This window comes from Pantoea sp. At-9b (assembly GCF_000175935.2).
GTDB lineage: Bacteria > Pseudomonadota > Gammaproteobacteria > Enterobacterales > Enterobacteriaceae > Pantoea.
Genome location: NC_014838.1, coordinates 393249 through 417187, shown reverse-complemented (window position 1 = coordinate 417187; position 23939 = coordinate 393249). Strand labels below are relative to the sequence as shown.

The following is a 23939-nucleotide window of genomic DNA, read 5'->3' as shown; positions in this document are numbered from 1 at the left end:
TGATAAAGAATATTATGCAGCCTCACCTGTTATCCCGGAGTCAATTTTATGTCATCAGTCAAAACGTTATTTATTACCGGCGTCAGCAGCGGTTTTGGCCGTGCGCTGGCCCAGCAGGCATTGCGCGAGGGCCATCGGGTGATCGGAACGGTACGTCATCAGGCGGCAAAACAGGAATTTGAAGCACTGAAACCAGGCCACGCCAGCGCCTGCCTGCTGGACGTGACCGATTTCGCCGCCATCGATGATTGCATTGCCGCCGTCGAGTCCAGCCTGGGGCCGATTGATGTTCTGGTCAACAATGCCGGATACGGCCATGAAGGGGTGATGGAGGAGTCGTCACTGGAAGAGATGCGTCGGCAGTTTGAGGTTAACGTGTTTGGTGCCGTAGCGATGATCAAAGCGGTACTGCCGTCGATGCGCCAGCGCCGTCGCGGCCACATTATCAACATCACCTCGATGGGCGGGTATATCACCATGCCCGGCATAACCTATTATTGCGGCAGTAAATTTGCGCTGGAAGGCATTTCCGACGCGCTGGGTAAAGAACTGCAACCTTTTGGTATCTTCGTCACTGCTGTGGCTCCCGGTTCTTTCCGCACCGACTGGGCCGGTCGCTCGATGGTGCGCAGCGCGCGTAGCATCCCTGATTACGATGCGCTGTTCGATCCTATCCGCCAGGCGCGCGTCGAGAAAAGCGGCAAACAGTTGGGCGATCCACAAAAAGCCGCGCAGGCGATCCTGACCCTGATCGCTACCCACAATCCACCGCCACATCTGCTGCTCGGCAGTGATGCACTGGCGCTGGTGCGCAATAAACTGGCAGCATTGCATGAGGATATTGATCGCTGGGAAGAATTAACGCGTTCGACCGATGGTGAATAATGTATTGTCAGGGAGTGTAAATTATTTAGCCTGAGGGTAAATCTGCGCCAGCACTTTATTTCTCTGATTAATGCTGGCGCAGTTATCTAACGCTTATCCGATAACATTGCTACACCAAAAATAACACCCTGGTCAGGGTTTCGAGAAAGAGAAATGGGGATCAATAACAAATTTTTTCGGTGCACCCGCATCAAATTCAGTGTAACCACGCGGTGCATCTTCCAGCGAAATCACTTCGACACCCACTATTTTGGCAATCGGAATGCGATCCCACAGAATAGCCTGCATTAGCTGGCGATTATATTTCATTACCGGTGCCTGCCCGGTCTGGAAGGCGTGTGATTTGGCCCAGCCCAGTCCCAGACGAATGCTCAGACTCCCCATTTTCGCCGCCTGATCGATCGCACCCGGATCTTCCGTCACATACAAACCCGGCACGCCGATTTTCCCGGCCACCCGCGTCACCTGCATCAGTGCATTGAGCACTGTGGCGGGCGCTTCGTGCTGCGCACCTTCATGGCCGTGCCCACGCGCCTCAAAGCCGACGGCATCGATAGCGCAATCCACTTCAGGTTCACCGAGGATATCGGCGATCTGTTCATGCAGCGGGGTATCTTTACTTAAATCAACCACTTCGAAACCCTGTTGCGCGGCATGTTTGATGCGTGCCTCATTCATATCACCGACAATCACCACCGCCGCGCCCAGCAGACGCGCCGAGGCGGCAGCGGCCATCCCCACCGGACCGGCACCCGCCACGTACACGGTGCTGCCGGGGCCGACACCGGCCGTCACTGCGCCATGAAAGCCGGTCGGCAGGATATCGGAAAGACAGGTTAAGTCTTTGATTTTCTCCAGCGCCTGCTCGCGATCGGGCAACTTGAGTAAATTGAAATCTGCATAGGGCACCAGCACATACTTGGCCTGGCCGCCGACCCAATCGCCCATATCCACATAGCCATAGGCACCGCCCGCACGCGCCGGGTTAACTGTCAGGCAGACGCCCGTGTGTTGCTCTTTACAGGAGCGACAGCGACCACAGGCGACGTTGAACGGAACGGACACCACATCACCAATGGTAAACCTTTCGACATCGCGCCCGAGTTCAATCACCTCGCCGGTGATTTCATGGCCGAGCACCAGGCCTTCCTGGGCCGTGGTGCGCCCACGCACCATATGTTGATCGGAACCGCAGATATTGGTGGATAACACTTTGAGAATCACCCCGTGTTCTATTTTCTTCCCACGGGGATCGTGCATTTTTGGATAATCAATCGACTGGACTTCAACTTTACCTTTACCTATGTAGACCACTCCACGATTTTCAGACATGTGAGTACCTTTCAGATAGTTGGCTGGTTATTAAGTTTTGAATGTCGCAGTTGAGCATAGAGACATACTCTGCGCCCTTAAGCTTAATAACTCCCCCCGCTAACGACCGATATTTATCGTGTTATTATTCGTGATGTGTGCAAAGCGTCACAATTAAATTAATCATCATTCAATATGTGGATAATTTCAGCGAGAAACTGATTAGGGCCGCATTTAATTATATTGTCATTTAGCTGCGCGTGATAAATCACACCGCTACAATACGTTCAGGATTGCGTAGCGGCGCGATTTATCGCGCAATACGCGTTAATGCAGTTTGCTACAGGCAGCCACCAATCGCTGACAGGCCGTTGCCAATAGCGCATCCTCCACCGCATAAGCGATACGCAAATACCCGGGTGTACCAAATGCCGAACCGTGCAGTACCGCCACTTGCGCTTCTGCCAGCAGCCAGGACGCCAGCGCTTTATCGTCAGCAATCGACTCGCCGTCCGGCGTCTGCCGTCCGATCAATCCCTGACAATTAGCAAAGACATAAAACGCCCCCTGCGGCGCGCTGGCGCTCAGGCCATCAACGTCTGCCACCATCGCCAGCACCTGCTGGCGGCGCTGATCGAGTTTCTCCAGCCAGCCCACCAGAAAATCCGCCGGTTGATTGAGGGCCGCCACTGCCGCGGCCTGGGCGATGCTACTGGCATTGGAGGTACTTTGCGACTGCAACACCTGCATCGCGGCAATCAACCAACGTGGTCCTGCCGCGTAACCCAGACGCCAGCCGGTCATGGCATGGCTTTTCGACACCCCGTTGATCGTCAGTGTACGTTGCGCCAGCTGCGGCGCGACTTCCGCAAACGTGGCAAATGGGGTCTGGTCATAGCGCAACGGTTCATAAATATCATCCGCCATGATCAGCACCTGCGGATGATCGGACAACACATCCGCCAGTGCACGCAGCTCCTGCGCGCTGTAAATCGCCCCGGTCGGATTGCCCGGTGAGTTAAGGATCACCCAGCGCGTCTCTGGCGTCAGTGCCGCTGCCAGCTCCGCCGGTTGCAGTTTCCAGCCATGCTGTTCATCACAAGGCACAATGACCGGTTCGCCTTCCGCCAGCGTCACCATATCGGGATAGGAGACCCAATAAGGGGCCGGAATGATCACCTGCTGACCGACATCCACCGTTGCCAGCAACGCATTGAAAATCAGTTGTTTGGCGCCGCTACCGGCAATGATTTCATCCGGTGCAAATTGCAGATGATTGTCACGCGCAAATTTTCCGGCAATCGCCGCTTTTAACGCCGCCGTCCCCGCTACTGCGGTGTATTTGGTCTGCTGTTGGACTATCGCTTCAATCCCGGCATAGCTGATCGATGCCGGTGTGGCGAAATCCAGCTCGCCTTCCCCCAGATTGATTACCGCTTTCCCTGCGGCCTCCAGTGCTCGCACCTGGTCAGAAATGGTGGCGGTAGGCGAAGGGCGTACCCGCTGCATGCGCCGTGCCGTTTGACTGATATTCATAAATCCTCTTTTGTATCTAATGATTCAACTAATACAATTGTTCATCCAACATCAGCAGGAAATCGCCGTGTCACTCATATTCATTCTTGATGATTCACCCTTACCGGCCCGTTACGGTGTCACCGCCAGCCAGTGGGCTAACCAACTCAAACTGCCGCTATGGAGCCTGCGCCCTGACTTCACCGGCGATGTGCCTGATAGCCATCAGCACGTGGCCCGTGCCGGTTACTGCGTCACCAGCGGTTTGTACCGCAGCGATACGCTGCAACAGGAAGTCAGCGCTGGCAGCGCATTGCCGCAGGCTGACGCCGTGATTGTGTTACCCGCCACACGCGCCGCCGAGATCGCCGATCTGCCCGGTGAACGCCTGTTCAGCCATGATGCGGGTCAGACGCTGACGCTGCGCGGTGCCGCGCAAAATCTGCTGACGCTGCACATCGATCGCTATGGCCGCTGGTCCGCCACGCCAACGGTGGAGGCTGGCACCCGGCTACACATTGGCTTGATTGGCCGGGAAGCCGATCATCGCCAGGCCTATCCCGCCACGCTGGCGGCGTTGGGTGATGCCGCTGCGGCGTTACACCTGACGCTCGATATCCATTTTCTGCCGCCAGCCACCCTGTCCGCTGACCTGCACGAACTGGATGACCTGCACGGCGTGCTGCTACCGGGCGGGTCCTCGATGGCAGCGGTACAGGGACAAATCCGCGTGGCACAGGCAACCCAAAGCCGTTCTCTCCCCAGCCTTGGCCTGTGCCTCGGGATGCAAAGCATGAGTACCGCCGCAGTCCGCCAGCAGCCGGGCTATGCCGGGGCGATCCTCGCAGAAGTGGCACCTGATGCCGCTTTGCATAGCTTTATCCCCTTTGCCGATCGCCGTCATCGTTGCGGTGTGCTGCCCTTTGCTGACGGGGAAATGCACTACAACCACCGTTACTGCTTCAACCCTGCATTGCTACCGCAACTGAAGGCCAGCGGCGTGCAGGTTAACGCCCGCACGGGCGATATCGTTGAGGCGATAACCCTGCCCAATCATCCTTTCTGGCAAGGGGTGCAGGGACATCCTGAACTGGCATCACGCCCGGATGCCCCACACCCGCTGATTACCGCTTTCCTGGCGGCCGCCCTCAGTCAGCGAGGCTAACGCCGGTCCGCGCATCGCTTGCCAGCTTGCGCATCACGCTGGCAAGCTGCGCCTGCGCGTCAGCCGAGATCGGCAGCAAGGGCGCACGGACCTGACCCGCGTTAAAACCGCGCAATGCCATCGCCGCTTTGACCAGTTGCGGTTGACCGTGCTGACGTGCCAGCGCGCGGTAGTCGTACCACAGCTGATGAAGATCGCGTGCCGTCGCCGCATCACCTTTTTCCACCGCGCGGAAGGTGGCTAACACCAGTTCTGGTAACGCGCCGCTGTTAGTGGTGCTGATACCATCAAAACCGGCCATCATCGGGCCGAGGAACGCCAAATCCGAGGCACAGAACAGACGCAGACGACCGCGCAGGCGGTTAGCAATCTGGTCGATGGCCGTCGGGTTGAGATCGCCCTGCTTGATCCCGACGACGCCTGCCACATCCGCCAACTGCTCCAGCAAGGCGGGTGAGAGCGTAATACCGATACCCGGCGCGTTGTACACCAGGATGCCGGTTGGGGATAACGGCGCCATCTCTTTGAAATAGGCCAGGATTTGTGCGTCGGTGATTTCACTGACGTAGGGCGCGGTGACCATCGGCAAGCCACCGAGTTCGCCCGCCAGTTGGGTGAGTTCACGGGCATCGCGCGGATCGGAACTGGCGCTACACAGCATCACCGGGATACGATCCTGCACGCAGTCCATCACCTGATGGAATAACTCGCGGCGTTCCGCCAGCGACATCACCGGAAACTCACCGTAAGTCCCGCCAATCAGAATGCCGTCATAACCCAAACCAATGACACGCTCGATGTTTGCGCGCAGCGCGGCGAAATCGATCGCGCCTGCCGCATCAAACGGCGTGACGGTGATGTTGAAAATGCCACGCAGGCGTTCACGGCATTCGTTAATGTCTTTCATGAAAGTTCCTTACAGCAAAGTTAATGGACGAGCGAGACTGCCAAGCTGGCGATAACCGGTTTCCGTCACCACCACGGTTTCGCTGACGCCGACGGTGAATTCACCGTAAATACGCAGCGCCGGGGGGATGTGGAACGTCATACCGGGTTGCAATTCGGTGGTGACACCGCTGTACAGGCTGAGGATGCCGCCTTCGCCCCAGTCAGGTGCAAACGACACGCCGATGGAGTAACCGGTGCGTTTTTTGAAGTTGTCGGTAAAGCCTGCGCGATCAATCACTTTCTGGCAGGCCAGATGCGGTTCGGCACAGGTCGCTCCCGGGCGGATAGCATCCAGCGCCGCCTGCAAGGCTTCCTGACACACCTTTTCCATTTCGATGGCAATCGCCGGTGGGCGGCCAATCCACGCCGAACGCATCAGCGCGGCATGGTAACGATCATGTGCAGCAGCCATTTCGAGGAACACCGGTTCATTATCCTGCAACACGCGCCGACGCCAGGTGCCGTGCGGTACGCCGCTGCGCGGTCCGCTGGAGACCAGCGGCTCCATGCCAACATATTCAGAACCGGCAGCGATCGCCGCCCCCATCATTGCCGATACCAGTGCGTTTTCGTCGCTGCCGCTGCGGACCGCCGCCATCCCAGCACGCATCCCGGCATCAACATAACGGGCAGCAGTAGCGATTTTTTCCACTTCCGCAGCCGATTTCACCGCACGCAGCGGCTCAATCACCCCCGCAGTATCCGCGATGCTGCCGAGTTTGCTTTGCAGCAGTTCGTACACGGCAATCGGCAGGAACCAGCCGCGTTTATCTAACCCGATACGCTTATTTAGCCAGCCTTTTTGTTGCAGCATGCCGACCAGGAAATCCACCGGGTTATCGCCATCCTGATAGATGGCGGCATCCGCGATAAAGGTGTTGGCGATAAAGTTGAAATATTCCAGTTGGCGAATGACAAACACCGGCTCGCCTTCTACCGGCAGCAGCAGCGCCTGGAAGGTGTAATAACCGGGGGTTTGCTGACCGGTGAGCCAGAAAATGTTTTCCGGCCCGGTGACGATCATCACATCGACACCGGCAGCGTTAAGACGCTCACGGGTGCGCTGGATACGCAGTGCATACTCGTCCGCACTGAAGGCGGATTCACTGCCCTGAACCACATTACTAAGCTGTTGCATCACTAAACTCCTGAAGGAAAGTGGCGCGGTCGGCAGCGAACTGCACGCCCAGGCCGGGAGAATCATTTACGGCAACCTTGCCGCAGGCATAGGAGAGACCACTGACCGGATCGTCGATCAGGCCATCCGCGCCATACAGTTCGGCAAACGCCGGTTGCAGCACACGGCACAACTGCAATGCTGCCGCCGTGGCGGCATGGCCTTCATTCATCTGGCCGATCATGAACGGGATACCCGCGTCTTGCAGACGACGTGCCGCCGCCAGCGTCGGCGCTAACCCGCCTAACTTCACCAGCTTGAGATGGCCCCACAACGCGCCCTGTGCCGCGATCAGGCGATCAATGGCGGCGGCGCTGTTGAGGCTTTCATCCAGCATGATTGGCAGGCCGTACTGCGCCAGCTCCGCCAGATGGCGATCGTTGGCCGGGGCCAGCGGCTGCTCGATATAGCTCAGCCCGAGGGCATGCAGCTGCGGCAAGGCCCGATGCGCGTCGTCCAGCGACCATTGGCCGTTGACGTCAATCGCCAGCGAGATGCGATCGCCAAAAGCCGCACGCAGCGCTTCCAGGCGCGCCAGATCGGTGGCGAAATCCGCCACGCCGGTGCGCAGTTTTAGCTGGGTAAAACCCCGTTCGACATAGCCCTGCGCCTGCGTCAGCATCTGTGCTTCGCTGCCCCAGAACAGCGTCTGGTTAGTGGTGAACGTCGCGGGCGTCGCCGCTGCGCCCAGCCAGGCCGCGAGGCTGCCCCCCTGCTCACGCGCCAACAGATCATGCAGCGCCATATCCAGCAGCATGCGTGCGGGTGCCAGCAGCGGGCTGTCAGCCGCGTGTACTGCCGCCAGCAGCGTGCGTGCCTCCGCGTGCCAGTCCCACTGCGTCAGCATCGACAGCAGATTGTCTAACACCTGTTGTGCGCTGTAGCCGTGCAGATAGGTGATGTTGAGCCGCACTTCGCCTGTGCCGGTGCACCCGTTGTCACTCAGTTGCAACCACAGGGTATCGAGCGCATGCACCGCGCCAGACGCGGCGGTATGCAAGGTCACCCCGGCGTAATGCAGGTCGCCGCGCCACAGTTGCGCCTTCACGCGCGGGCCTCCACGGGCAGCATCGCCAGCGCGATATCAAGGTAGATGCTGGCGGCGGCGATGAACTCTTCCACCGGAACAAACTCATCCGGCTTATGCGCCACCGCCAGCGCACCGGGGCCGATCACCACGCCTTTGGCACCGAGGGTGCGGAAATGCACCAGATCGCAGCCGCCCTGAAAACCAAACGGGCCGGGTTCAGGCTGGCCGTGGCGACGACAGGCCTCAAGGCTGTGCTGCACAATGGCTTCGCTGCTGTCGGTTTCGGTGGCACCGCCCGTGGTGGGCTGCCAGGCGATGATTTCCGCTTCAACGCCGGAATGCGCCCGGGCGTGATCCAACAGTTGTTGCAGCTCGGCTTGCACCGCTGTCTCGTCTTCACCGGGCACCATGCGACGATCCAGCAGCAATTCGCAGCTGTCCGGCACCACGTTGTCGGCATGGCCGCCGTGCACGCGGGTGACGGTCAGGCTGGCGTTACCCACCAGCGCATGGCAGCGGCAGCGCACCTGCTGATGATGGGCGGCTTCGATCAGTCCCAGCAGCTTTGCCGACTGGTAAATGGCGTTGATGCCCAATTCCGGCGTGCCGGAATGCGCCGTCACCCCTTTCACCCGCACGCGTGGGCGCAGGCTGCCTTTATGTGCCGAGAACGTGGCATTGGAGGTCGGCTCGCCAATCACCGCGAAGTCAATAGCGGGCGGCTGGTCGCGAACGTAAAATTTCGCCCCTTCACTCGCCACTTCTTCGTCAGCAGTGAACACGCCCATCAGCGTGCCAGACCAGCTATGGCGGCTGGCCGCCAGCATCCGCAGCGCTTCAACCATCGCCACCAACGGACCTTTGGCATCACAGGCACCGCGACCGTATAAACGTCCATCGCGTTCAGTCAGGGTAAAGGGATCGCTCGACCAGCCGCTGCCCGCAGGCACGGTGTCGAGATGGGTGTTGAAGGCAAAACAGGGACCGGCACCGTTTTTCAGCAACGCGATGACATTGGTGCGTCCCGGTGCGTATTCACTGAAGGAGAGATCAAAACCCGCCTCACGTAACCATGCCGCAACGCATTCCGCCGCCTCGCGTTCATGGCCCGGCGGGTTTTCGGTGTTGATGGCGACCAGCGCGGCAAGATCCCGCTTCATGCGCACACTGTCTGCCTGGTAACGACTCATAGGTACTCCGCTATTAATGTAAAATCTGGTCGAGGAAACGTTTGGCACGTTCGCTGACCTGACCGGTAAAAAAGTCCTGGGCGCTGGCGCGTTCGAGAATTTCGCCCTCTTCCATAAACAGGATTTGATTGGCGGCGCGGCGCGCAAAACCCATCTCGTGGGTCACCACCATGCTGGTCATGCCTTCGGCGCTCAGCTCCGCCATCACGTCCAGCACTTCACGGATCATCTCCGGGTCAAGCGCCGACGTCGGCTCGTCGTACAACATCAGTTCAGGTTTCATCGCCAGCGCCCGGGCAATCGCTACGCGCTGCTGCTGACCACCGGACAGTTCATCCGGGAAGTGATCGGCGCGATCGTTGATGCGTACCTTTGCCAGCAGCGCTTCCGCCTGCTTCCGTGCCTCGATGCGGTTCACACCCAGTACCGTCATCGGGGCCAGCATGATGTTTTCCGCCGCAGTGAGATGGGAAAACAGCTCGTAATTCTGAAACACCATGCCAATACGCTGTCGGAGCTGATGCGGCGGCACTTCACCCCGGCTGATGTTCTGGCGGGCAAAAAACACATCGCCGCTATCTGCTGGCGACAGCAAATTGACGCAACGCAGTAGCGTGGATTTGCCCGAACCGGACGGACCAATCAGCACCACGGTTTCACCGCGATTGACGCTCAGCGAACAATTTTTCAATACGGTCTGACGACCAAAGGTTTTGTCGATGCCGATCATCTCCAGCAACGGTTTGCGTTCATGGTTCATGACACCTCCCGGGCGGGTTTAGGCAGTTTCAGGTCGTGGGATTGTGCTTTCTGGCTTTTGCGGCGACGCTGCTTTGGATCGAGCGTGCGCTCCAGCCATGACTGGAAAATCATGAACAACGTGGTGAGCAACAGATAGTAGATCCCGGCGGCGCACAGCGCTTCAAAGTAGCGGAAGCTGGCGCTGGCGGTCTGGTTTGCCACCAGCAGCAGCTCCTGTACCGCAATCACCGACACCAGCGCGCTCGATTTGAGCATGCTGATCATCTGGTTACCCATGGGCGGCAGCACAATGCGCGCCGCCTGCGGTAACACGATCTTGCGCATGATCTGCGCGTTGGTCATACCCAGCGCCATACCGGCAGTACGTTGCCCGCTTTTCACCGCCTGCAACCCTGAACGCAGAATTTCCGCCATATACGCGCCTTCATTAAGCGAAAGCGCCAGCACTGCACAGGTAAACGCGGAGAAGCGTAAGCCGAAGCCTGGCAGCACGTTGTAGACAAAGATGATCTGGAACAGCACTGGCGTGCCGCGAAACAGCCACAGGTAGAAAAACGCCAGTCCCTTTCCAGCACGGAAAGGCGCTTCCTGTAGCAGGGCCAGTACCAGACCCAGCACCACGCCACACAACAGTGAGCAGAGGGTGATTAACAGTGTCATCCATGCACCCTGCAAAAACTCAGGGGAAAGGAAGTACTGCCACATTAAATCAATCGACATAGCTATCTCCGGTTAACGGCTTGAAACGCATCAGAAAATGGCAACGGAATCCGGGAAGTTCCATTTCTCAATCAGTTGCTTGTAGGTGCCATCTTTCACCAAGCTTTGCAGCCCCTTCTCCAGTTGCGCTTTGGTTTCGGCATCACCTTTACGTACCGCAAAGGCGATATGGGTGTCGGCTTCGAACTCCGGGCCAACTGCGGCGAACACATCCGGTTTCTCGCTGAACAGCGCCAGCGTGCCCGGCGTTGAGAGGAATTCGGCATCGGCGCGGCCTTGTGCTACGGCCACCGCAGAGTCAGTGGCCGCCGGGAAGGTCAGCACGTTGATGGCCGCCTTGTTGGCCGCGACGCAGTTTTTGTTGTCCACACGCGCCTGGCTCTCTTCGATACCACCGAGGGTGACAGCGATGTTTTTGCCACACAGCGACATATCGCGACCGGTAATGCCGGCAGGGTTGCCCTTACGCACCACCACGCGGCTGCCGATCTTCAGATAAGGAACAAAATCCACCTGGGCGGCACGGGTCGGGTTGACGTACATCGCCGAGTTAATGATGTCGAGGCGTTTCCCCTGTAACGCCGGGATCAAGCCTTTGAACTCCATCGCCATCGGCGCAGGCGTCAGATCCAGGTGCTTGCTCAGCGCGGTGATGAGATCGATATCAAAGCCGGTGAGCTTGCCGTCTTTCACAAACTCGAACGGCATAAAGGTGGCTGCCGTGCCATACGTCAGTTTGCCGGGGCTGACACTTTCCACGGCGGCATGGCTGATCACGGGCAGCAACGCCAGGCTGAACATCATTCCGCGCAGGCGGTTTAAGGTGAAATAAGAGCTGGGCATCGTCGTCTCCTGGTTAATATATTGGATTTTATGAATCAACAAATACAATCATGATGACAAAAACACGTCCCTTCCTGGTGCACTTGCACGCTTATCGTGCATTTCCTGCTTTATTTCGCTGCAAAACTTTTCCCGTGTTATTGTATATTCAGACCACAACAATACACTTAAGGTACAAGCTCTCCATGCAGCCTGACTCAACTGCGAGCAGTCGCCGGATCGCCCGGCAAATCCTTGACCTGATATATGAAGCAAGATTCGATCCAGGTCATCATTTACGTGAACAACATCTGGCCGATGCGCTGGGGGTTTCCCGCACGCCGATCCGCGCCGGATTGAAAGAATTGACGCGTCTGGGGGCGGTGGAAGCCCGGCCCAATCAGGGTTTCTTCCTGCTAAAGAGCGCCGATGAACTGCAACAGCTGAACATCGAACAAACCAAAAGTAATGATCAAACCCTGTATGAATTACTGGTGCGGGATCGCATTGCCGGTACTCTGCCGGAATCGTTTACCCAGACCGAAATCGCTCAGCGTTATGACGTGGATCGTGGGGTACTGACGCGCACGCTGGTAAAGCTGTCGGAAGATGGCCTGATTGCACGCAACGCCGGGCACGGCTGGCGGTTCCTGCAAACGTTGAACTCAGAAGTTGCGTTGCGTAACAGCTACGGATTTCGCCTGATAATTGAACCCGCCGCCCTGTTAACCCCCCAGCTCCGCGTCGATCGCCAGTTGCTGAAACGCCTGCGCGCCCAGCATTTGTGGCTGATCACCCACCCGGATATCACTCTGGTTCCGGCGAAAGATATTTTCGAAACGGATGCCTCGTTTCACGAGTTGCTCGCCGAAGCCAGCGGGAATCTGTTTGTGTTACAGGCAATTCAACAACAGAACCGTTTACGTCGTCTGATGGAGTTCGGCAGCTACGACAACAAACGTCGCGTGAAAGAGTGGTGTGAAGAACATGTGGCGATCATCGATGCGCTGCGGGAAAACAAGCAGGAACTGGCCGCCAGTCTGATGCAAAAACATCTGCAATTCGCGTATGACCAGGTGAATATTAAGCGTCCACGTAAATAACCGGCATCATTTTTGCACATCATGATCCTGAAAATACAATCAGGAGTGGTTTTATGGATTTGCAAATTCAACATCGGGTTGCACTGGTTTGCGGTGCAGGCAGTGGTTTAGGTCGGGCGATGGCGCTGTCACTGGCGCAGGAAGGGGCGAGGGTCGCGGTGACCGGACGTCATCGGGAGAAGCTGGCGGAAACCGTCAGTCAGATTCAGCAACAAGGAGGCACCGCGCACGCCTGGCAACTGGATCTGGCGGATCCTGACAGCTTTGATCAGGTACTGAATGATATTCGTCAACACTGGGGTGATGTCGATATTCTGGTGAACAACTCTGGCGGTCCACCGCCGGCCACGGCGCAAGGCACCGCCGCCGCCGTCTGGCAGCAGCAGTTTTCGCTGATGGTGTCCTCGCTGATTCAGTTGACCGACAAAGTACTGCCTGCCATGCGCCAGCGGGGCTGGGGACGGATTATCACTTCCACCTCCTCCGGGGTGATTGCGCCGATTCCCAATCTGGCGCTGTCGAACGCCCTGCGTATGAGTTTGCTGGGCTGGTCAAAAACGCTGGCAACCGAGGTGGCGGCGGATGGCGTGACGGTTAACGTGCTGGTGCCGGGACGTATTGCTACCGATCGGGTTAGCCAACTGGACGCCATCAAAGCGAAGCGGGAAAACAGCACGGCGGATGCGGTCGCAGAAAAGAGTCGTCAGGGGATCCCGGCAGGCCGTTACGGTGCACCCGCAGAGTACGGCGCAACGGCGGCGTTTCTTGCCAGCCAGGCGGCCAGTTATATTACCGGTACGGTATTGCGGGTCGATGGCGGGATGATTGACGCGATTTAACCCTCAGGATCTGTAGCGGCGTGATTTATCACGCTATTCCAATCGCGCTGGCGTAAAACCCGCGCGATTAATCGCGCCGCTACAGACAGGAGCGCGATTTTTTATCGATTAATGGCGGCTGGCACAACCGCATTCCGACATTTCACCATGGACATGTTTACCGTGATGTGAATGACGTACCTGCAATTCGCCCTGCTGCCATGTCCCGCTGGCATCAACACGCTGTTCCAGCAGACGATTTATCGCTTCAGCCACCAGCAAATCCCGGCGCGGTGCCCAACTGGTAAGGTGCCAGGCTGAAGAGCGTGCCTCATCAACATCATCAAAACCAACCACGCCGATATGCACGCCCTGACCGAAGTCCCGCACCGCCTGCATAGCACCAAACGCCAGTACATCATTTTCGCAGAACAACGCATTGATACGTTCAGCAGCGCGCGCTTTTTTCAGGTAGGTCATCATCGCCTGGTACGCCAACTCGCGGTCGTCGTTACCCGCCACTAATTGTTGATCCAGCGTTTTATCTGCCGCCTTGAGACTGGCGGCGAAACCCTGCATCTGACGCGGTGGCGTCTGGGTTTCACGTCCATGCATAAAACCAAAGCGCTGATGCCCCTGAGCCAATAACAGGCGACCTATTTCTTCCCCCGCCGCGTAGCCATCCTCGCGCAGCGCCCGCTCGCCACTTAGCCAGATAGCCGGGATCGACGCCGTCTCCTCGCCATACAGGGCGGTGAGGAAAATCAACCCCGTGATCCCCAACTCGCCAGCCTGATTGAGTAACTTCAGGTAATGCTCGCGTGAATCGATGTTGAGCAGCAAGCTCAGACAACCCCGCGCGTTCAGTTGCCGCGTCACTTCATTCAGCATTTTTACGCTGTTGGGATTGGTGAACTCGTCACTGACGATGCCAATAACCGCTGTTGCCATGAATTGCCTCTCCAGAAAAAAGGTTAGCCGCGACGGGTCAACGCCAGACGAATCCCCAGGCCAATAAAGGTGATGCCCACCACCCGATCCAGCAGACGCTGCATCGCCGCATTTTTCGCTACTGCGCTGGCCGCGCCACCGGCCACCAGGGCAAAACAGGTATCCGTGGCAAAACCGATCAGTGCATAAGTTAAACCAAGAATCAGGAAGGACTGCGCATGATGTGCACCGTCAATCACCACGAATTGCGGGAAAAAGGCGATAAAAAACAGCAGCACTTTAGGGTTGGTGATGGAGGTAATCAGGCCACGCGACAGCAGGCTGCGGGTACTGGCGGTGGTTTTAGCGACCGGTTCGTCAGCGCTGGATGCGGCCTGTTGCCGCATCAGCGTGCCCCATACCATTTTGCTGCCGAGAAAAATCAGATACGCGGCACCGATATACTTGATCACCGTAAACAGCAGCGGCGAGGCGGCAATTAGCGCGGTCAAGCCGATGGCGCTGGCAATCGCATGGGTACAACTGCCCAGCGCCACCCCGGCCGCCGAGATCACCCCGGAACGTCGTCCGTTCGCCACGCTTTGCCCCACCACATATGCCAGATCAGGACCGGGCGTAATGCACAGTAAAAACACCGAGGCGAGAAAAAGAGGGAAATGCATGATGTCCAGCATGGGGCGCTCCTGTAGGTCGATTTTAACCAAATCATAACAGGAATCGCTCTCATGTGGCTGTTGAGATTGATGTAAAATAATCAGGCGTTAATGATAAATATTATCAATTACGCTGAAGCCATCACGCCTTTATTTTTATATTAAGGTTCGATTAATCTTCATCTGAAAAAATTCATACCATCACCCTGCCGTCTGATGAAGGTTAATAGTATGAAAGTCAATCTCTGGCGTAGTCTCCCCCATGAAGATGCCCCATTCTTCCGCTTATTACATATTATTGTGGCGGTATTAATTCTCGCACAGATTATTAACTCCAATTTCACCGAGCGGGAAGCGCTGGATGAACACTCACTGGTAACGGTTATTACCTGGTTGCATATTGTTTCTGGTCTGGGATTAATTGTGCTGGGAGTGGTCATGCTGGCGTGGATGTTTTCCCAACGCGGATTTCGCTGGTACTTTGCCTGGTTGAGGGCTGACTTTCGCGCTATCCGTCAGGATTTACTGACGTTGGTAAAAGGTCGACTCCCGGAGGCGCAGTCAGGTGGAATTGCCGCCACCATTCAGGGATTGGGGGTGGTTTCATTGTTGGCAGTAGCCATTACCGGCGGATTATGGTTTGCCGTTTACAATAGCCAGGGCGCATCCTCCACGCTGGCGCATTCCCTGCTCCACTGGCATAAATTTCTCACCACCTTTATTGAAATCTATTTTTATGCGCATGGCGCAATGGGTATTTCGCATATTTTGCTGGAGAGTTATCATCGCTATTCAGCAGGAAAATGATAGGGCCATCGCCGTATCGGCAGGAAAATATAAACACCACGACTGGACACACAAAAACCTTTCGTTTCTGTGTGTCTGGATAATTAGAACTGAAGAGTGGGGATCGATTCGACATGGCTAAAGATAGTCAAGCCCGCCTCCCGCCCAATCCGCACATCATTATCCGCCCCCGCCGAGGCACCCGGCAGACGCAGAATCGCCTCGCAGCAATGAATTAAGCGATGAGCAACCGGATAGAGAAATTGTTGGCTGATCTCATCACCGATGAATGCTGACCCTGCCACCCGAGACAACGGTAATGCCAGCCACTCGCCAATCACCGGCGTATGCCCCTTACGATAAACCGCCAACGCGACCTGCTCCATGTTGCGCAGGTTGGCATGAATCAATGCCTGATCGCCATTAGTGCCACTGCGTACCGGACCGGCTAATAAAATCAGCATGTTGTCTGCTCCCCCTGCAGGCGCAACGCCAGGTGTTGCAGCAGCATGATGGTTTTTGCATCCATTATCTCCCCGCGTTCAATGGCCTGGAGAGCCAGAGTCAGCGGCCATTCCAGTACTTCAATATCTTCGCCTTCTTCGGCTAATCCCCCTCCCTGACCGCTACGATCCTTGTCCTGATACTCCGCGAGAAAGAAATAGAGTTTTTCTGTCACCGACCCCGGACTCATAAAGGCTTCGAACACTTTTTCGATACGCTGAATGCGAAAACCGGTCTCTTCCTGCGCTTCCGCGATGATGCGCTCCTCGGGTGATGCATCGTCCAGCAGCCCCGCCGCCGCCTCAATCAGAAATCCATCGTGACCATTGAGGTAGATCGGTAAACGGAACTGACGCGTCAGCACGACGCTGTTTTTATCGCGATTGAATAACAACACCACTGCGCCGTTGCCGCGATCGTAGGCTTCGCGGCTTTGTTCCTGCCAGTGGCCATCGGCCCGTAAGAATTCGAAGGTGTATTTTTTTAATGTGTACCAGTTATCCGAGAGCAGCTGTTCCCGAAGATTCCTGACTCGCGATGCTGTGGGTTGCATGATTTACTCCTGTGAAGGTGACATTTTTTACGCTAGCATGCATAATCGTGCACATACAAGCACAATCAGGAAAAAAGACGCATGTTATCCAGTCAACGAAAACAGCACATTCTCACCCTGCTCGCCACGGAAAAGCAGGTGCAATCCAGCGAATTGAGTCAGCGCTTTGCCGTTTCTGAAGACTCTATTCGTCGTGATCTCAGGGAATTGGCCGCCGAGGGGTTAATCCAGCGCGTGCATGGCGGCGCGTTGCCGGTCTCGCCCGCGATTGCACCGTTTGAAACACGCAAAAACGTGCAAATAAGCTCAAAACAGCAGATTGCGCTCAAGGCGGTGCAACTGATTCAACCGGGTCAGGTGGTGATCATTGACGGCGGCACCACCACGGCAGAGATGATCAAACTGCTGCCCCAGGATCTCCCCTTCACCGCAGTGACACACAGTCCGAGTATTGCGATGGGGTTGCTGCATTTCCCGCGCGTTGAGGTGATCATTATCGGTGGCCGCCTGTTTCGGCACTCCGTCGTGACCGTCGGCGCAGAGATGCTGGCGTCGATTGCGCGCATCAATGCGGATCTGTTTTTTATGGGCGTGACCGGCGTACATAAAACGGCCGGCCTGACGACCGGCGATTACGAAGAAGCGGGTGTGAAACGTGCGCTGGCGGGCAGAGCCGCTGAAACGGTGGTCATGGTCTCGCAAGAAAAGATGAATTCAGCGTCAGCCTTTGCCATTGGCGATCTCTCCCTTGCCAGTACGTTGATTGTTGACGAACCGCTGGATGCAGAGATGGCACAGTTGCTGGCGAAAAAACACGTCAGCGTAATTTAGCCAGGCGGGTGAATTTTTGTTCCCGCAGGGTTTGTCCCCATTGATCGCCCTGCCATTCTTCGGTCAGGGTGAAACCAAAAGATTCATACAGGCGACGAGCGGCATCCAGCCCGCTGAAGGTCCACAGCTGCACGGCGCTGAATGCCTGTTCATCACAAAATGCCATCGCTGCGCTAAGTAGTTGCCGCCCCACACCTGCGCCGCGACAACCGTCATCCAGAATAAACCAGCGCAGATGCGCGTCGTTATTGCCCAGACCTTCGCCATCAATCGCTACTGAACCCACAATACGTCCCTGTTGGCAGGCGACCCAGATTTGATTGCGCGGCGCAGCCAGACGTCCGGCAAATTCCGCCAGGCCGCTGGCGACCTTGCCTTCAAAAAAATGGCCAAACCCATGCTGACGCGCGTAGTAGCAGCCATGCATCTCAGCGATCCGGCCGATTAATCCGGGTTGGTAGCCGGTGGTAATGGTGATCTCCGGGGTGACAGAAACCTGATGACGACGAGCCTGAAGCGCCCGGGCATAAGCAGATAGTCCCTGTGCGACCGCCTGTTGCTGTTGCTGATTCAGTTGCGCCAGTGCCTCCACCACCTGCGTGGTGCCATAGGCATTTATGCTGGCGACGCTGGCCTTGCCTTGCTCAGTCAGCACCAGTTGCTTCATCCGCGCATCCTGGGTTGAAGGTAACTCGGCTAACTCTCCGGATTTAATCAGCTTAGCCAGCATGCGGCTAACACTGGATTTTTCCAGTCCAAGAGTCTGAACCAATTGCGCGGCCGTCATACCTTCATGACTGGCGACTTCCAGCAAGGTATGTACCGCAGAAGCGGAGTAGTCGGTCGCCGCCAGGGTGGTTTGCATAAACCCCAGCTCGCGTACCATCAGGCGCGAGGCAGCACGAATCGTTTGAATAAGGGCTGAGTCAGTCATGTTAATCAACAAAGGTCAAAAAAAGGTTGTATCATACAACCACCTTTGCGTTCTCTGTGTCAAGTAACGAAAACTCGCCACCGTAAAACTTATTTTCTTATGGCATCGTTATCAATGAGGGATGCCGCATAACATTGGGTGTTGAGCGACAAGATGTCTGCTTTCTTCTCTCCGGCAGCAATATACTCTACGGAAATGACACAATTCGTCGTGGACATTATCGAGTGATTTATTGCAGGGTCATTGTCGTCGGCAACGACCGAACTGTTGAGGAATGAAGGGCCGGACGGCAGTAAAATAGAGGTATTTTTTATTAGCAACTTACCCCCCTCATCAATCTCCGCCATATTATTGACTTCGTAGCCAGGAACATGGATGCGCACGCGTTTGATAGCAACATCCACTTGTCCATGATTGGAAATCAATAGCGATAAATTTTTAGGTGAACTGCTGACGATTGACGCGCCTACATCAATTTGTTTACTGAAATAAAATTTATCCGCCAAAAAAGCCATGCCAGAGAAAAATATTGCGGCAGCAGCAAGAAATTCTGAAACCAGGGTTATTCTTTTCGCCAGAGTGCTCATCGTGTAAATCCTTCTACTTTTTATATTGCCGCATTATAACCAGCAGCGCGCCGTTATTAAATATTCTCGCGTGGCTATCTTTAGCCTGCCGGACGAGATAGATTTGTGACAGACAAAAACCATAACTTAAGGACAGATAGATGGCTTTTACACAAATCATTGCCCGACTTCCGGCTGACAATTGCGCAGCAGGCCTCACCACTGCGTCACTGGGGGCACCCGATGCAGAGCTAACCCGTCGGCAATTCTGGGATTATCTTAACGCCATGCTCACGCTCAGATTAAAGGTGACGCTGCTACCCGCCGAGACAGATTTCCCTGACGCGCATTTTGTTGAAGATACTGCGGTGGTGCTGCCTGAACTGGCGGTGATTACCCATCCTGGTGCAGCTGCACGGGCAGGCGAAGTTGAGTCAATGAAAGCGGTGCTGAAAGATTTTCGCCCACTTAAACTGATGAGCGATCAGGGCACGCTGGAAGGCGGCGATGTGATGCTGATTGATAAAGCGTTTTATATCGGGCTGACCACGCGCACCAACGAAGCCGGTATCCGCGAATTTGCCAGTCTGGTCGAACCCTTTGGTTACAGTGTCACTGCGGTAGAGGTGGATGAAGGACTACACCTGAAATCGGCGATTAACTATGTCGGTAAAAACACGCTGATCTCAACAGAAAAATTTGCCCGTCTGCCGCAATTCTCTCAATACAATCATTTGGTTATTCCCGATGATGAGATCTATGCCGGTAATACCTTATTGATCAATGGCACCCTGATTACCCCAAGCGGTTACCCCGCCACGCTGGCGCAGCTGCGCACCCTGGATATGCCGATTGTCCAACTGGATACCAGTGAAATCCGCAAGATGGACGGTGGACTGACTTGCCTGTCCCTGCGTTTTTAACTTGACGAGATGTCAGGGCAACGCGAACCGCCCTGGCATCCTGAATTTACTTTTTATCAACACCCGGCGGTAAAACCCTGGCGTGTTTATTTAATTATAAACCGCACGCATTGCTCATAGAATTCTGTGATCCACTTCAAATAATTATTTATCTGACAAGAATCGTTGTGAAAACCCCCTTCTTTGTTATGCAAATGCACATTGCCTTATAAGCCAAACAACCTTATCGTTTTCATATTGAAAAATAACTCACGACTTTTAATTAAACACTGTTTTATGCAAACGCTAAAAACGTTGCCAGAATGTAAATAATTAATTTACTCCAGCCGCCTGTGACTTGAAGAATTCATTATTTGCATTTTTAATTTCAAGGTGGTGTATCATGGTTCAGCTTAATAATGTCGCGGCTATTGCGACCGCAAAAAAGACCAATATCAGGTGGCATATTGTCATTACGCTTTTTATCATCACGGCGGTCAGCGTAGGTGACCGCTCAACCTTGGCTATTGCCGGTAAAGATATGTCTGCCGCGCTCGGCATCAACCCCGGTCAGATGGGTTGGGTGTTCTCCGCCTTTGCCTGGGCATATTGTCTGGCGCAGATTCCCGGTGGCTGGCTGTTAGATCATTTAGGATCGAAAAAAGTTTATTTATCCGGCTTGTGTCTGTGGTCAATCTTTACCTTATTGCAGGGTTTTGTAGATATTTTTCACGGCTTCGGCGCCACTGTCTGTTTTACCGTGCTGCTGTTTCTGGTTGGTCTGTGTGAAGCCCCGGTGATGCCGGGTAATAGCCGCTTCGTCGCTGACTGGTTCCCTTCGAAAGAACGCGCCACCGCCGCCGCAATTTTTAATTCGGCACAATACTTCGCCACCGCGATTTTTGCACCGATCATGGGATGGTTGACTCTGAATTATGGCTGGCAATCAATTTTTATCTTTATGGGCGTGCTGGGCATCGTGATTACCTTTTCTGCGGCCCGCGTGGTACATAACCCGTTAAATCATCCGCGCGTTAACCGTGAAGAGATTGACTATATTCGCCAGGGTGGTGCACTGGTGGATATGGATCAAAGCAATGTTAAAACGCGTCCGGGGATCGACCTCAAAGCATTTAAGCAATTGGTCACCAATCGTATGTTACTGGGCGTTTATCTCGGCCAGTATTGCATCAACGTGTTGACGTTCTTTTTTATTACCTGGTTTCCACTCTATCTGGCGATGGAAAAAGGACTCGACATCAAAACGGTCGGTTTTATTGCCGCCATTCCAGCCATTTGTGGCTTCCTGGGTGGCCTGATGGGTGGCGTTATTTCTGACCGTATTTTGCGCATCACCAAATCTCTGTCTGTCGCCCGCAAAACCCCGATTGTTCTTGGTATGCTGCTGTCCATGGTGATGGTGTTCTGTAATTATGTCGATTCGATTTATCTGGTGGTGTTGTTTATGTCCTTAGCCTTTCTTGGTAAAGGCATTGGTGCCTTGGGTTGGGCCGTCATGTCCGACACCGCGCCCAAAGAAATGGCTGGGGTTGCCGGTGGCCTCTTTAACTTGTGTGGCAACTTCGCCGGGATTATTTCACCGGTGGTGATTGGTTACATCGTCAAAGCGACCGGACATTTTGAATGGGCGCTGGTATTTGTGGCCATTCACGCGTTAATTGCGATTTTCAGCTTCGTGGTGATTGTTGGCCCCATCAAACGTATCGAACTGAATAAAGCCTCATAAGCACCACCGATAAAAACAGGTAGCCGCCAGACGCGGGTACCTGTTTAACCTTTTCACGCCGCCACGCTTTTATCTGGCAAATACCGCCATCCCCGACTATTATCAGCCTGACTTGTCACCCATTGATAACTAAGGAGGATAATTATGTTGACGTGTGAATTGTTTCTTTTCTCACACCTCTACAGTAATTGGTCCCGCTCAGGCCTTACCGGTATCGTGCTGCGATAATCCGCCCTGAGCGAAGTTACTGAAAATTTAATTCCCTTCCCTCCGGCTTACCGGGTTGTCGTCAGCGGTTTTTGACGTCAGGCGTTTGCTCGCCTGCAACTTATGAGTAAGCACATGAGCACATTACTATCCGCACACGCAGTGGGCTTTGATAATGCCTTCGGCACCCTGTTTGACAACATCTCATTTAGCCTGAAAACCGGCGATCGTATTGGCCTGCTGGGCGCAAACGGCTGCGGCAAAAGCACCCTGTTGAAAATTCTCAATCGGGAGCTGGATGCCAGCCACGGGAGTCTGTCGCAGGCCAGCCACTGTCAGGTGGCAAGAATTGAACAACAATTACCCTCGCCGCTGTTGCAGGTGTCACTGCTGGACGCGGTGGTCGCACAACTCCCGCCCGCACAGCGGCAAAGCGAAAGCTGGCGGGCGGAGGCGCTTCTGGCCAGCCAGGGGTTTAGCCCGCTACAGCAATCGCAAACCACCGCCACGCTCAGTGGCGGCCAACATATGCGTTTATTGCTGGCACGCGCGTTGATTATGCAGCCCGACCTGCTGTTACTGGATGAGCCGAGCAACCACCTCGATTTGCCGACGCTGTTGTGGCTGGAGCGCTTCTTGCAACAGTGGGATGGCAGCTTTGTGTTGGTATCGCATGACAGCACCCTGCTGGATCGGGTGACCCAGAGCAGCTGGTTTTTGCGCGATCAGACATTGCAATGCTTTGCGCTGCCGTGCTCAGCCGCACGTGAGGCACAGGCACAGCAGGATGAAGCCGATGCGCGTCGTTGCCAGGCGGAGCAAAAGGAGATTGATCGGCTGGCGAAAAGTGCGCAACGTCTGGCGATCTGGGGTCGGACTTATGACAACGAGGGTTTGTCACGCAAAGCCCAGCAGATGGCAAAACGGGTCGACTGGTTGAAAGAGGTTCAGACCAGCGTGACCCGTGGCAGCCCATGGCGCTTGCAGCTGCACGGTACAGCGTTGGATGCCGACCGCGTGCTGGCACTGCCGGAAATGGCGGTTCGACCATCCGCTGCGGGTGAGGTGCTGTTTTCATTGCCCGAATTACAGGTGAAAAGTGGCGACCGTATTGCTCTGGTGGGACACAACGGTTGTGGTAAATCGACGCTGTTACGCCATTTATGGCAACGATATCAACAGCAGCCAGAGGCGTGGTTCCATCCCCGCGTCCAGTCCGGCTACTACGACCAAAGCCTGAAGCAGTTAGCCGATGAAGACACGCTGATCGCTGCGCTGGCACGATTTGCCGCTTTCAATCACCAGCAGGCCAAAAAGGCACTGATCGCCGCAGGCTTTCCGTTTCAGCGTCATCAACAATCTGTGGCTTCGTTAAGCGGTGGAGAGCGTTCTCGTCTGTTATTTGTCGGCCTTTCTCTGTCCCGTTACTCGTTGCTGTTGCTGGATGAACCCACCAACCATCTCGATATGGCGGGCAAAGAGGAGCTGGCGCTTGCACTGAACCACTTCGCGGGGGCGGTCATTCTGGTCACCCATGACCGTGCCCTGATGACGCAAAGTTGCAATCGCTTCTGGTTAATTGAACAGCAACAACTGACAGAATGGCCGAGTATGGCGGCCGTGGCCGACCGAATGACCGCCGCACAGCCTTTGCCGTCTCCACCAGCCGTCCCGGTTGCAGCAACACCTAACGTCACCGGGGATGAGGACGTTCTGTTAGCCACGTTGCTGGATTTACAACAGAAACTGGCAGATGACCTACAGCGCAAACCGAAACATCAGAAACCCACGCTCCAGGCGGAGTGGCAACAGCAAATCACCCGTCTGAGTGCAGAACTTGGCTTGCTGTAAACCCGGAG

The 23939-nt window shown here is 55.4% G+C and carries 24 protein-coding genes; 9 read left to right on the top strand and 15 right to left on the bottom strand.

Annotated elements, in window-relative coordinates; all coding sequences use genetic code 11:
* Window positions 1–48 precede the first annotated feature (48 nt).
* Window positions 49–885: an oxidoreductase gene (locus PAT9B_RS22310; protein ID WP_013511547.1), complete on the top strand. Its 837-nt coding sequence runs from the start codon at window positions 49–51 to the stop codon at window positions 883–885.
* A 132-nt stretch (window positions 886–1017) separates the two neighbouring features.
* Here PAT9B_RS22310 and fdhA read toward each other — a convergent pair whose 3' ends face one another.
* Window positions 1018–2217, bottom strand: coding sequence for a formaldehyde dehydrogenase, glutathione-independent (gene fdhA / locus PAT9B_RS22305; RefSeq protein WP_013511546.1), 1200 nt, complete (start codon window positions 2215–2217; stop codon window positions 1018–1020).
* A gap of 306 nt (window positions 2218–2523) precedes the next feature.
* Window positions 2524–3732: a pyridoxal phosphate-dependent aminotransferase gene (locus PAT9B_RS22300; protein WP_013511545.1), complete on the bottom strand. Its 1209-nt coding sequence runs from the start codon at window positions 3730–3732 to the stop codon at window positions 2524–2526.
* Window positions 3733–3799: 67 nt separating this feature from the next.
* On the opposite strand from PAT9B_RS22300, the gene PAT9B_RS22295 reads away from it, so the two are divergent.
* A complete protein-coding gene (locus PAT9B_RS22295) occupies window positions 3800–4876 on the top strand; it encodes a CTP synthase (protein ID WP_041526052.1) in 1077 nt (358 codons plus the stop codon).
* On the opposite strand, the gene PAT9B_RS22290 is transcribed toward PAT9B_RS22295, so the two are convergent.
* From PAT9B_RS22290 to PAT9B_RS22260, 7 genes are read right to left on the bottom strand one after another with little or no spacing between them, the layout of a single operon-like run.
* Window positions 4860–5783: a dihydrodipicolinate synthase family protein gene (locus tag PAT9B_RS22290; RefSeq protein WP_013511543.1), complete on the bottom strand. Its 924-nt coding sequence runs from the start codon at window positions 5781–5783 to the stop codon at window positions 4860–4862. The genes PAT9B_RS22295 and PAT9B_RS22290 overlap by 17 nt on opposite strands.
* A 9-nt stretch (window positions 5784–5792) precedes the next feature.
* Window positions 5793–6962, bottom strand: a complete 1170-nt coding sequence (locus PAT9B_RS22285; protein ID WP_013511542.1) for a Xaa-Pro peptidase family protein — start codon at window positions 6960–6962, stop codon at window positions 5793–5795.
* A complete protein-coding gene (locus PAT9B_RS22280) occupies window positions 6949–8049 on the bottom strand; it encodes a mandelate racemase/muconate lactonizing enzyme family protein (RefSeq protein WP_013511541.1) in 1101 nt (366 codons plus the stop codon). Before PAT9B_RS22280 ends, PAT9B_RS22285 begins: the two co-directional genes overlap by 14 nt.
* Entirely contained in the window at window positions 8046–9221 is a 1176-nt protein-coding gene (locus PAT9B_RS22275; protein WP_013511540.1) for a M20 family metallopeptidase, read from the bottom strand. The genes PAT9B_RS22280 and PAT9B_RS22275 overlap by 4 nt, the downstream gene beginning before the upstream one ends.
* A gap of 13 nt (window positions 9222–9234) precedes the next feature.
* Window positions 9235–9981 carry an amino acid ABC transporter ATP-binding protein gene (locus PAT9B_RS22270; RefSeq protein ID WP_013511539.1) on the bottom strand — a complete coding sequence of 249 codons (747 nt, stop codon included), beginning with the start codon at window positions 9979–9981 and terminating at the stop codon, window positions 9235–9237.
* Window positions 9978–10703 carry an amino acid ABC transporter permease gene (locus PAT9B_RS22265; RefSeq protein WP_013511538.1) on the bottom strand — a complete coding sequence of 242 codons (726 nt, stop codon included), beginning with the start codon at window positions 10701–10703 and terminating at the stop codon, window positions 9978–9980. Before PAT9B_RS22265 ends, PAT9B_RS22270 begins: the two co-directional genes overlap by 4 nt.
* Window positions 10704–10733: 30 nt before the next feature.
* Window positions 10734–11546, bottom strand: a complete 813-nt coding sequence (locus PAT9B_RS22260; protein ID WP_013511537.1) for an ABC transporter substrate-binding protein — start codon at window positions 11544–11546, stop codon at window positions 10734–10736.
* Between the two features lie 185 nt (window positions 11547–11731).
* On the opposite strand from PAT9B_RS22260, the gene PAT9B_RS22255 reads away from it, so the two are divergent.
* The gene (locus PAT9B_RS22255) at window positions 11732–12628 is read left to right on the top strand and encodes a GntR family transcriptional regulator (protein ID WP_013511536.1); all 897 of its coding nucleotides are present in this window, start codon (window positions 11732–11734) and stop codon (window positions 12626–12628) included.
* 53 nt (window positions 12629–12681) lie between these two features.
* Entirely contained in the window at window positions 12682–13467 is a 786-nt protein-coding gene (locus PAT9B_RS22250; protein WP_013511535.1) for an SDR family oxidoreductase, read from the top strand.
* A 108-nt stretch (window positions 13468–13575) separates the two neighbouring features.
* Here the strand turns inward: PAT9B_RS22250 and PAT9B_RS22245 are convergent, their stop codons facing one another.
* Together PAT9B_RS22245 and PAT9B_RS22240 are read right to left on the bottom strand one after the other, a co-directional pair.
* Window positions 13576–14397 carry a substrate-binding domain-containing protein gene (locus PAT9B_RS22245; RefSeq protein WP_013511534.1) on the bottom strand — a complete coding sequence of 274 codons (822 nt, stop codon included), beginning with the start codon at window positions 14395–14397 and terminating at the stop codon, window positions 13576–13578.
* A gap of 23 nt (window positions 14398–14420) precedes the next feature.
* Window positions 14421–15071, bottom strand: a complete 651-nt coding sequence (locus PAT9B_RS22240; protein WP_013511533.1) for a LysE family translocator — start codon at window positions 15069–15071, stop codon at window positions 14421–14423.
* A gap of 210 nt (window positions 15072–15281) precedes the next feature.
* On the opposite strand from PAT9B_RS22240, the gene PAT9B_RS22235 reads away from it, so the two are divergent.
* Window positions 15282–15857 carry a cytochrome b/b6 domain-containing protein gene (locus tag PAT9B_RS22235; protein ID WP_013511532.1) on the top strand — a complete coding sequence of 192 codons (576 nt, stop codon included), beginning with the start codon at window positions 15282–15284 and terminating at the stop codon, window positions 15855–15857.
* 83 nt (window positions 15858–15940) lie between these two features.
* Here PAT9B_RS22235 and PAT9B_RS22230 read toward each other — a convergent pair whose 3' ends face one another.
* Both PAT9B_RS22230 and PAT9B_RS22225 read right to left on the bottom strand, forming a co-directional pair.
* Entirely contained in the window at window positions 15941–16300 is a 360-nt protein-coding gene (locus PAT9B_RS22230; protein WP_013511531.1) for an NUDIX hydrolase, read from the bottom strand.
* The gene (locus PAT9B_RS22225) at window positions 16294–16893 is read right to left on the bottom strand and encodes an NUDIX domain-containing protein (RefSeq protein WP_013511530.1); all 600 of its coding nucleotides are present in this window, start codon (window positions 16891–16893) and stop codon (window positions 16294–16296) included. The genes PAT9B_RS22230 and PAT9B_RS22225 overlap by 7 nt, the downstream gene beginning before the upstream one ends.
* Before the next feature lie 81 nt (window positions 16894–16974).
* Between PAT9B_RS22225 and PAT9B_RS22220 the strand changes: the two genes are divergently transcribed.
* Window positions 16975–17724, top strand: a complete 750-nt coding sequence (locus PAT9B_RS22220) for a DeoR/GlpR family DNA-binding transcription regulator (RefSeq protein WP_013511529.1) — start codon at window positions 16975–16977, stop codon at window positions 17722–17724.
* Here PAT9B_RS22220 and PAT9B_RS22215 read toward each other — a convergent pair.
* Entirely contained in the window at window positions 17711–18658 is a 948-nt protein-coding gene (locus PAT9B_RS22215) for a bifunctional helix-turn-helix transcriptional regulator/GNAT family N-acetyltransferase (protein ID WP_013511528.1), read from the bottom strand. The two genes, PAT9B_RS22220 and PAT9B_RS22215, sit on opposite strands and share 14 nt — an antisense overlap.
* 89 nt (window positions 18659–18747) lie before the next feature.
* On the bottom strand, window positions 18748–19245 hold the full coding sequence (locus PAT9B_RS22210) for a hypothetical protein (RefSeq protein ID WP_013511527.1): 498 nt from the start codon (window positions 19243–19245) through the stop codon (window positions 18748–18750).
* Between the two features lie 140 nt (window positions 19246–19385).
* Between PAT9B_RS22210 and PAT9B_RS22205 the strand changes: the two genes are divergently transcribed.
* The 3 genes from PAT9B_RS22205 to PAT9B_RS22195 all read left to right on the top strand — a co-directional run bounded on the left by PAT9B_RS22205 (window position 19386) and on the right by PAT9B_RS22195 (window position 23931).
* The gene (locus PAT9B_RS22205; protein ID WP_013511526.1) at window positions 19386–20147 is read left to right on the top strand and encodes a dimethylarginine dimethylaminohydrolase family protein; all 762 of its coding nucleotides are present in this window, start codon (window positions 19386–19388) and stop codon (window positions 20145–20147) included.
* Window positions 20148–20529: 382 nt separating this feature from the next.
* Entirely contained in the window at window positions 20530–21873 is a 1344-nt protein-coding gene (locus PAT9B_RS22200) for an MFS transporter (protein ID WP_013511525.1), read from the top strand.
* Window positions 21874–22215: 342 nt separating this feature from the next.
* On the top strand, window positions 22216–23931 hold the full coding sequence (locus tag PAT9B_RS22195) for an ABC-F family ATP-binding cassette domain-containing protein (RefSeq protein ID WP_013511524.1): 1716 nt from the start codon (window positions 22216–22218) through the stop codon (window positions 23929–23931).
* Window positions 23932–23939: the final 8 nt, after the last annotated feature.

Coding starts and splice junctions, on each gene's coding strand:
- PAT9B_RS22310 (WP_013511547.1), top strand. CDS start 49: ATGTCATCAGTCAAAACGTTATTTATTACCGGCGTCAGCAGCGGTTTT.
- fdhA (WP_013511546.1), bottom strand. CDS start 2,217: ATGTCTGAAAATCGTGGAGTGGTCTACATAGGTAAAGGTAAAGTTGAA.
- PAT9B_RS22300 (WP_013511545.1), bottom strand. CDS start 3,732: ATGAATATCAGTCAAACGGCACGGCGCATGCAGCGGGTACGCCCTTCG.
- PAT9B_RS22290 (WP_013511543.1), bottom strand. CDS start 5,783: ATGAAAGACATTAACGAATGCCGTGAACGCCTGCGTGGCATTTTCAAC.
- PAT9B_RS22285 (WP_013511542.1), bottom strand. CDS start 6,962: ATGCAACAGCTTAGTAATGTGGTTCAGGGCAGTGAATCCGCCTTCAGT.
- PAT9B_RS22275 (WP_013511540.1), bottom strand. CDS start 9,221: ATGAGTCGTTACCAGGCAGACAGTGTGCGCATGAAGCGGGATCTTGCC.
- PAT9B_RS22270 (WP_013511539.1), bottom strand. CDS start 9,981: ATGAACCATGAACGCAAACCGTTGCTGGAGATGATCGGCATCGACAAA.
- PAT9B_RS22265 (WP_013511538.1), bottom strand. CDS start 10,703: ATGTCGATTGATTTAATGTGGCAGTACTTCCTTTCCCCTGAGTTTTTG.
- PAT9B_RS22260 (WP_013511537.1), bottom strand. CDS start 11,546: ATGCCCAGCTCTTATTTCACCTTAAACCGCCTGCGCGGAATGATGTTC.
- PAT9B_RS22255 (WP_013511536.1), top strand. CDS start 11,732: ATGCAGCCTGACTCAACTGCGAGCAGTCGCCGGATCGCCCGGCAAATC.
- PAT9B_RS22250 (WP_013511535.1), top strand. CDS start 12,682: ATGGATTTGCAAATTCAACATCGGGTTGCACTGGTTTGCGGTGCAGGC.
- PAT9B_RS22245 (WP_013511534.1), bottom strand. CDS start 14,397: ATGGCAACAGCGGTTATTGGCATCGTCAGTGACGAGTTCACCAATCCC.
- PAT9B_RS22240 (WP_013511533.1), bottom strand. CDS start 15,071: ATGCTGGACATCATGCATTTCCCTCTTTTTCTCGCCTCGGTGTTTTTA.
- PAT9B_RS22235 (WP_013511532.1), top strand. CDS start 15,282: ATGAAAGTCAATCTCTGGCGTAGTCTCCCCCATGAAGATGCCCCATTC.
- PAT9B_RS22230 (WP_013511531.1), bottom strand. CDS start 16,300: ATGCTGATTTTATTAGCCGGTCCGGTACGCAGTGGCACTAATGGCGAT.
- PAT9B_RS22225 (WP_013511530.1), bottom strand. CDS start 16,893: ATGCAACCCACAGCATCGCGAGTCAGGAATCTTCGGGAACAGCTGCTC.
- PAT9B_RS22220 (WP_013511529.1), top strand. CDS start 16,975: ATGTTATCCAGTCAACGAAAACAGCACATTCTCACCCTGCTCGCCACG.
- PAT9B_RS22215 (WP_013511528.1), bottom strand. CDS start 18,658: ATGACTGACTCAGCCCTTATTCAAACGATTCGTGCTGCCTCGCGCCTG.
- PAT9B_RS22210 (WP_013511527.1), bottom strand. CDS start 19,245: ATGAGCACTCTGGCGAAAAGAATAACCCTGGTTTCAGAATTTCTTGCT.
- PAT9B_RS22205 (WP_013511526.1), top strand. CDS start 19,386: ATGGCTTTTACACAAATCATTGCCCGACTTCCGGCTGACAATTGCGCA.
- PAT9B_RS22200 (WP_013511525.1), top strand. CDS start 20,530: ATGGTTCAGCTTAATAATGTCGCGGCTATTGCGACCGCAAAAAAGACC.
- PAT9B_RS22195 (WP_013511524.1), top strand. CDS start 22,216: ATGAGCACATTACTATCCGCACACGCAGTGGGCTTTGATAATGCCTTC.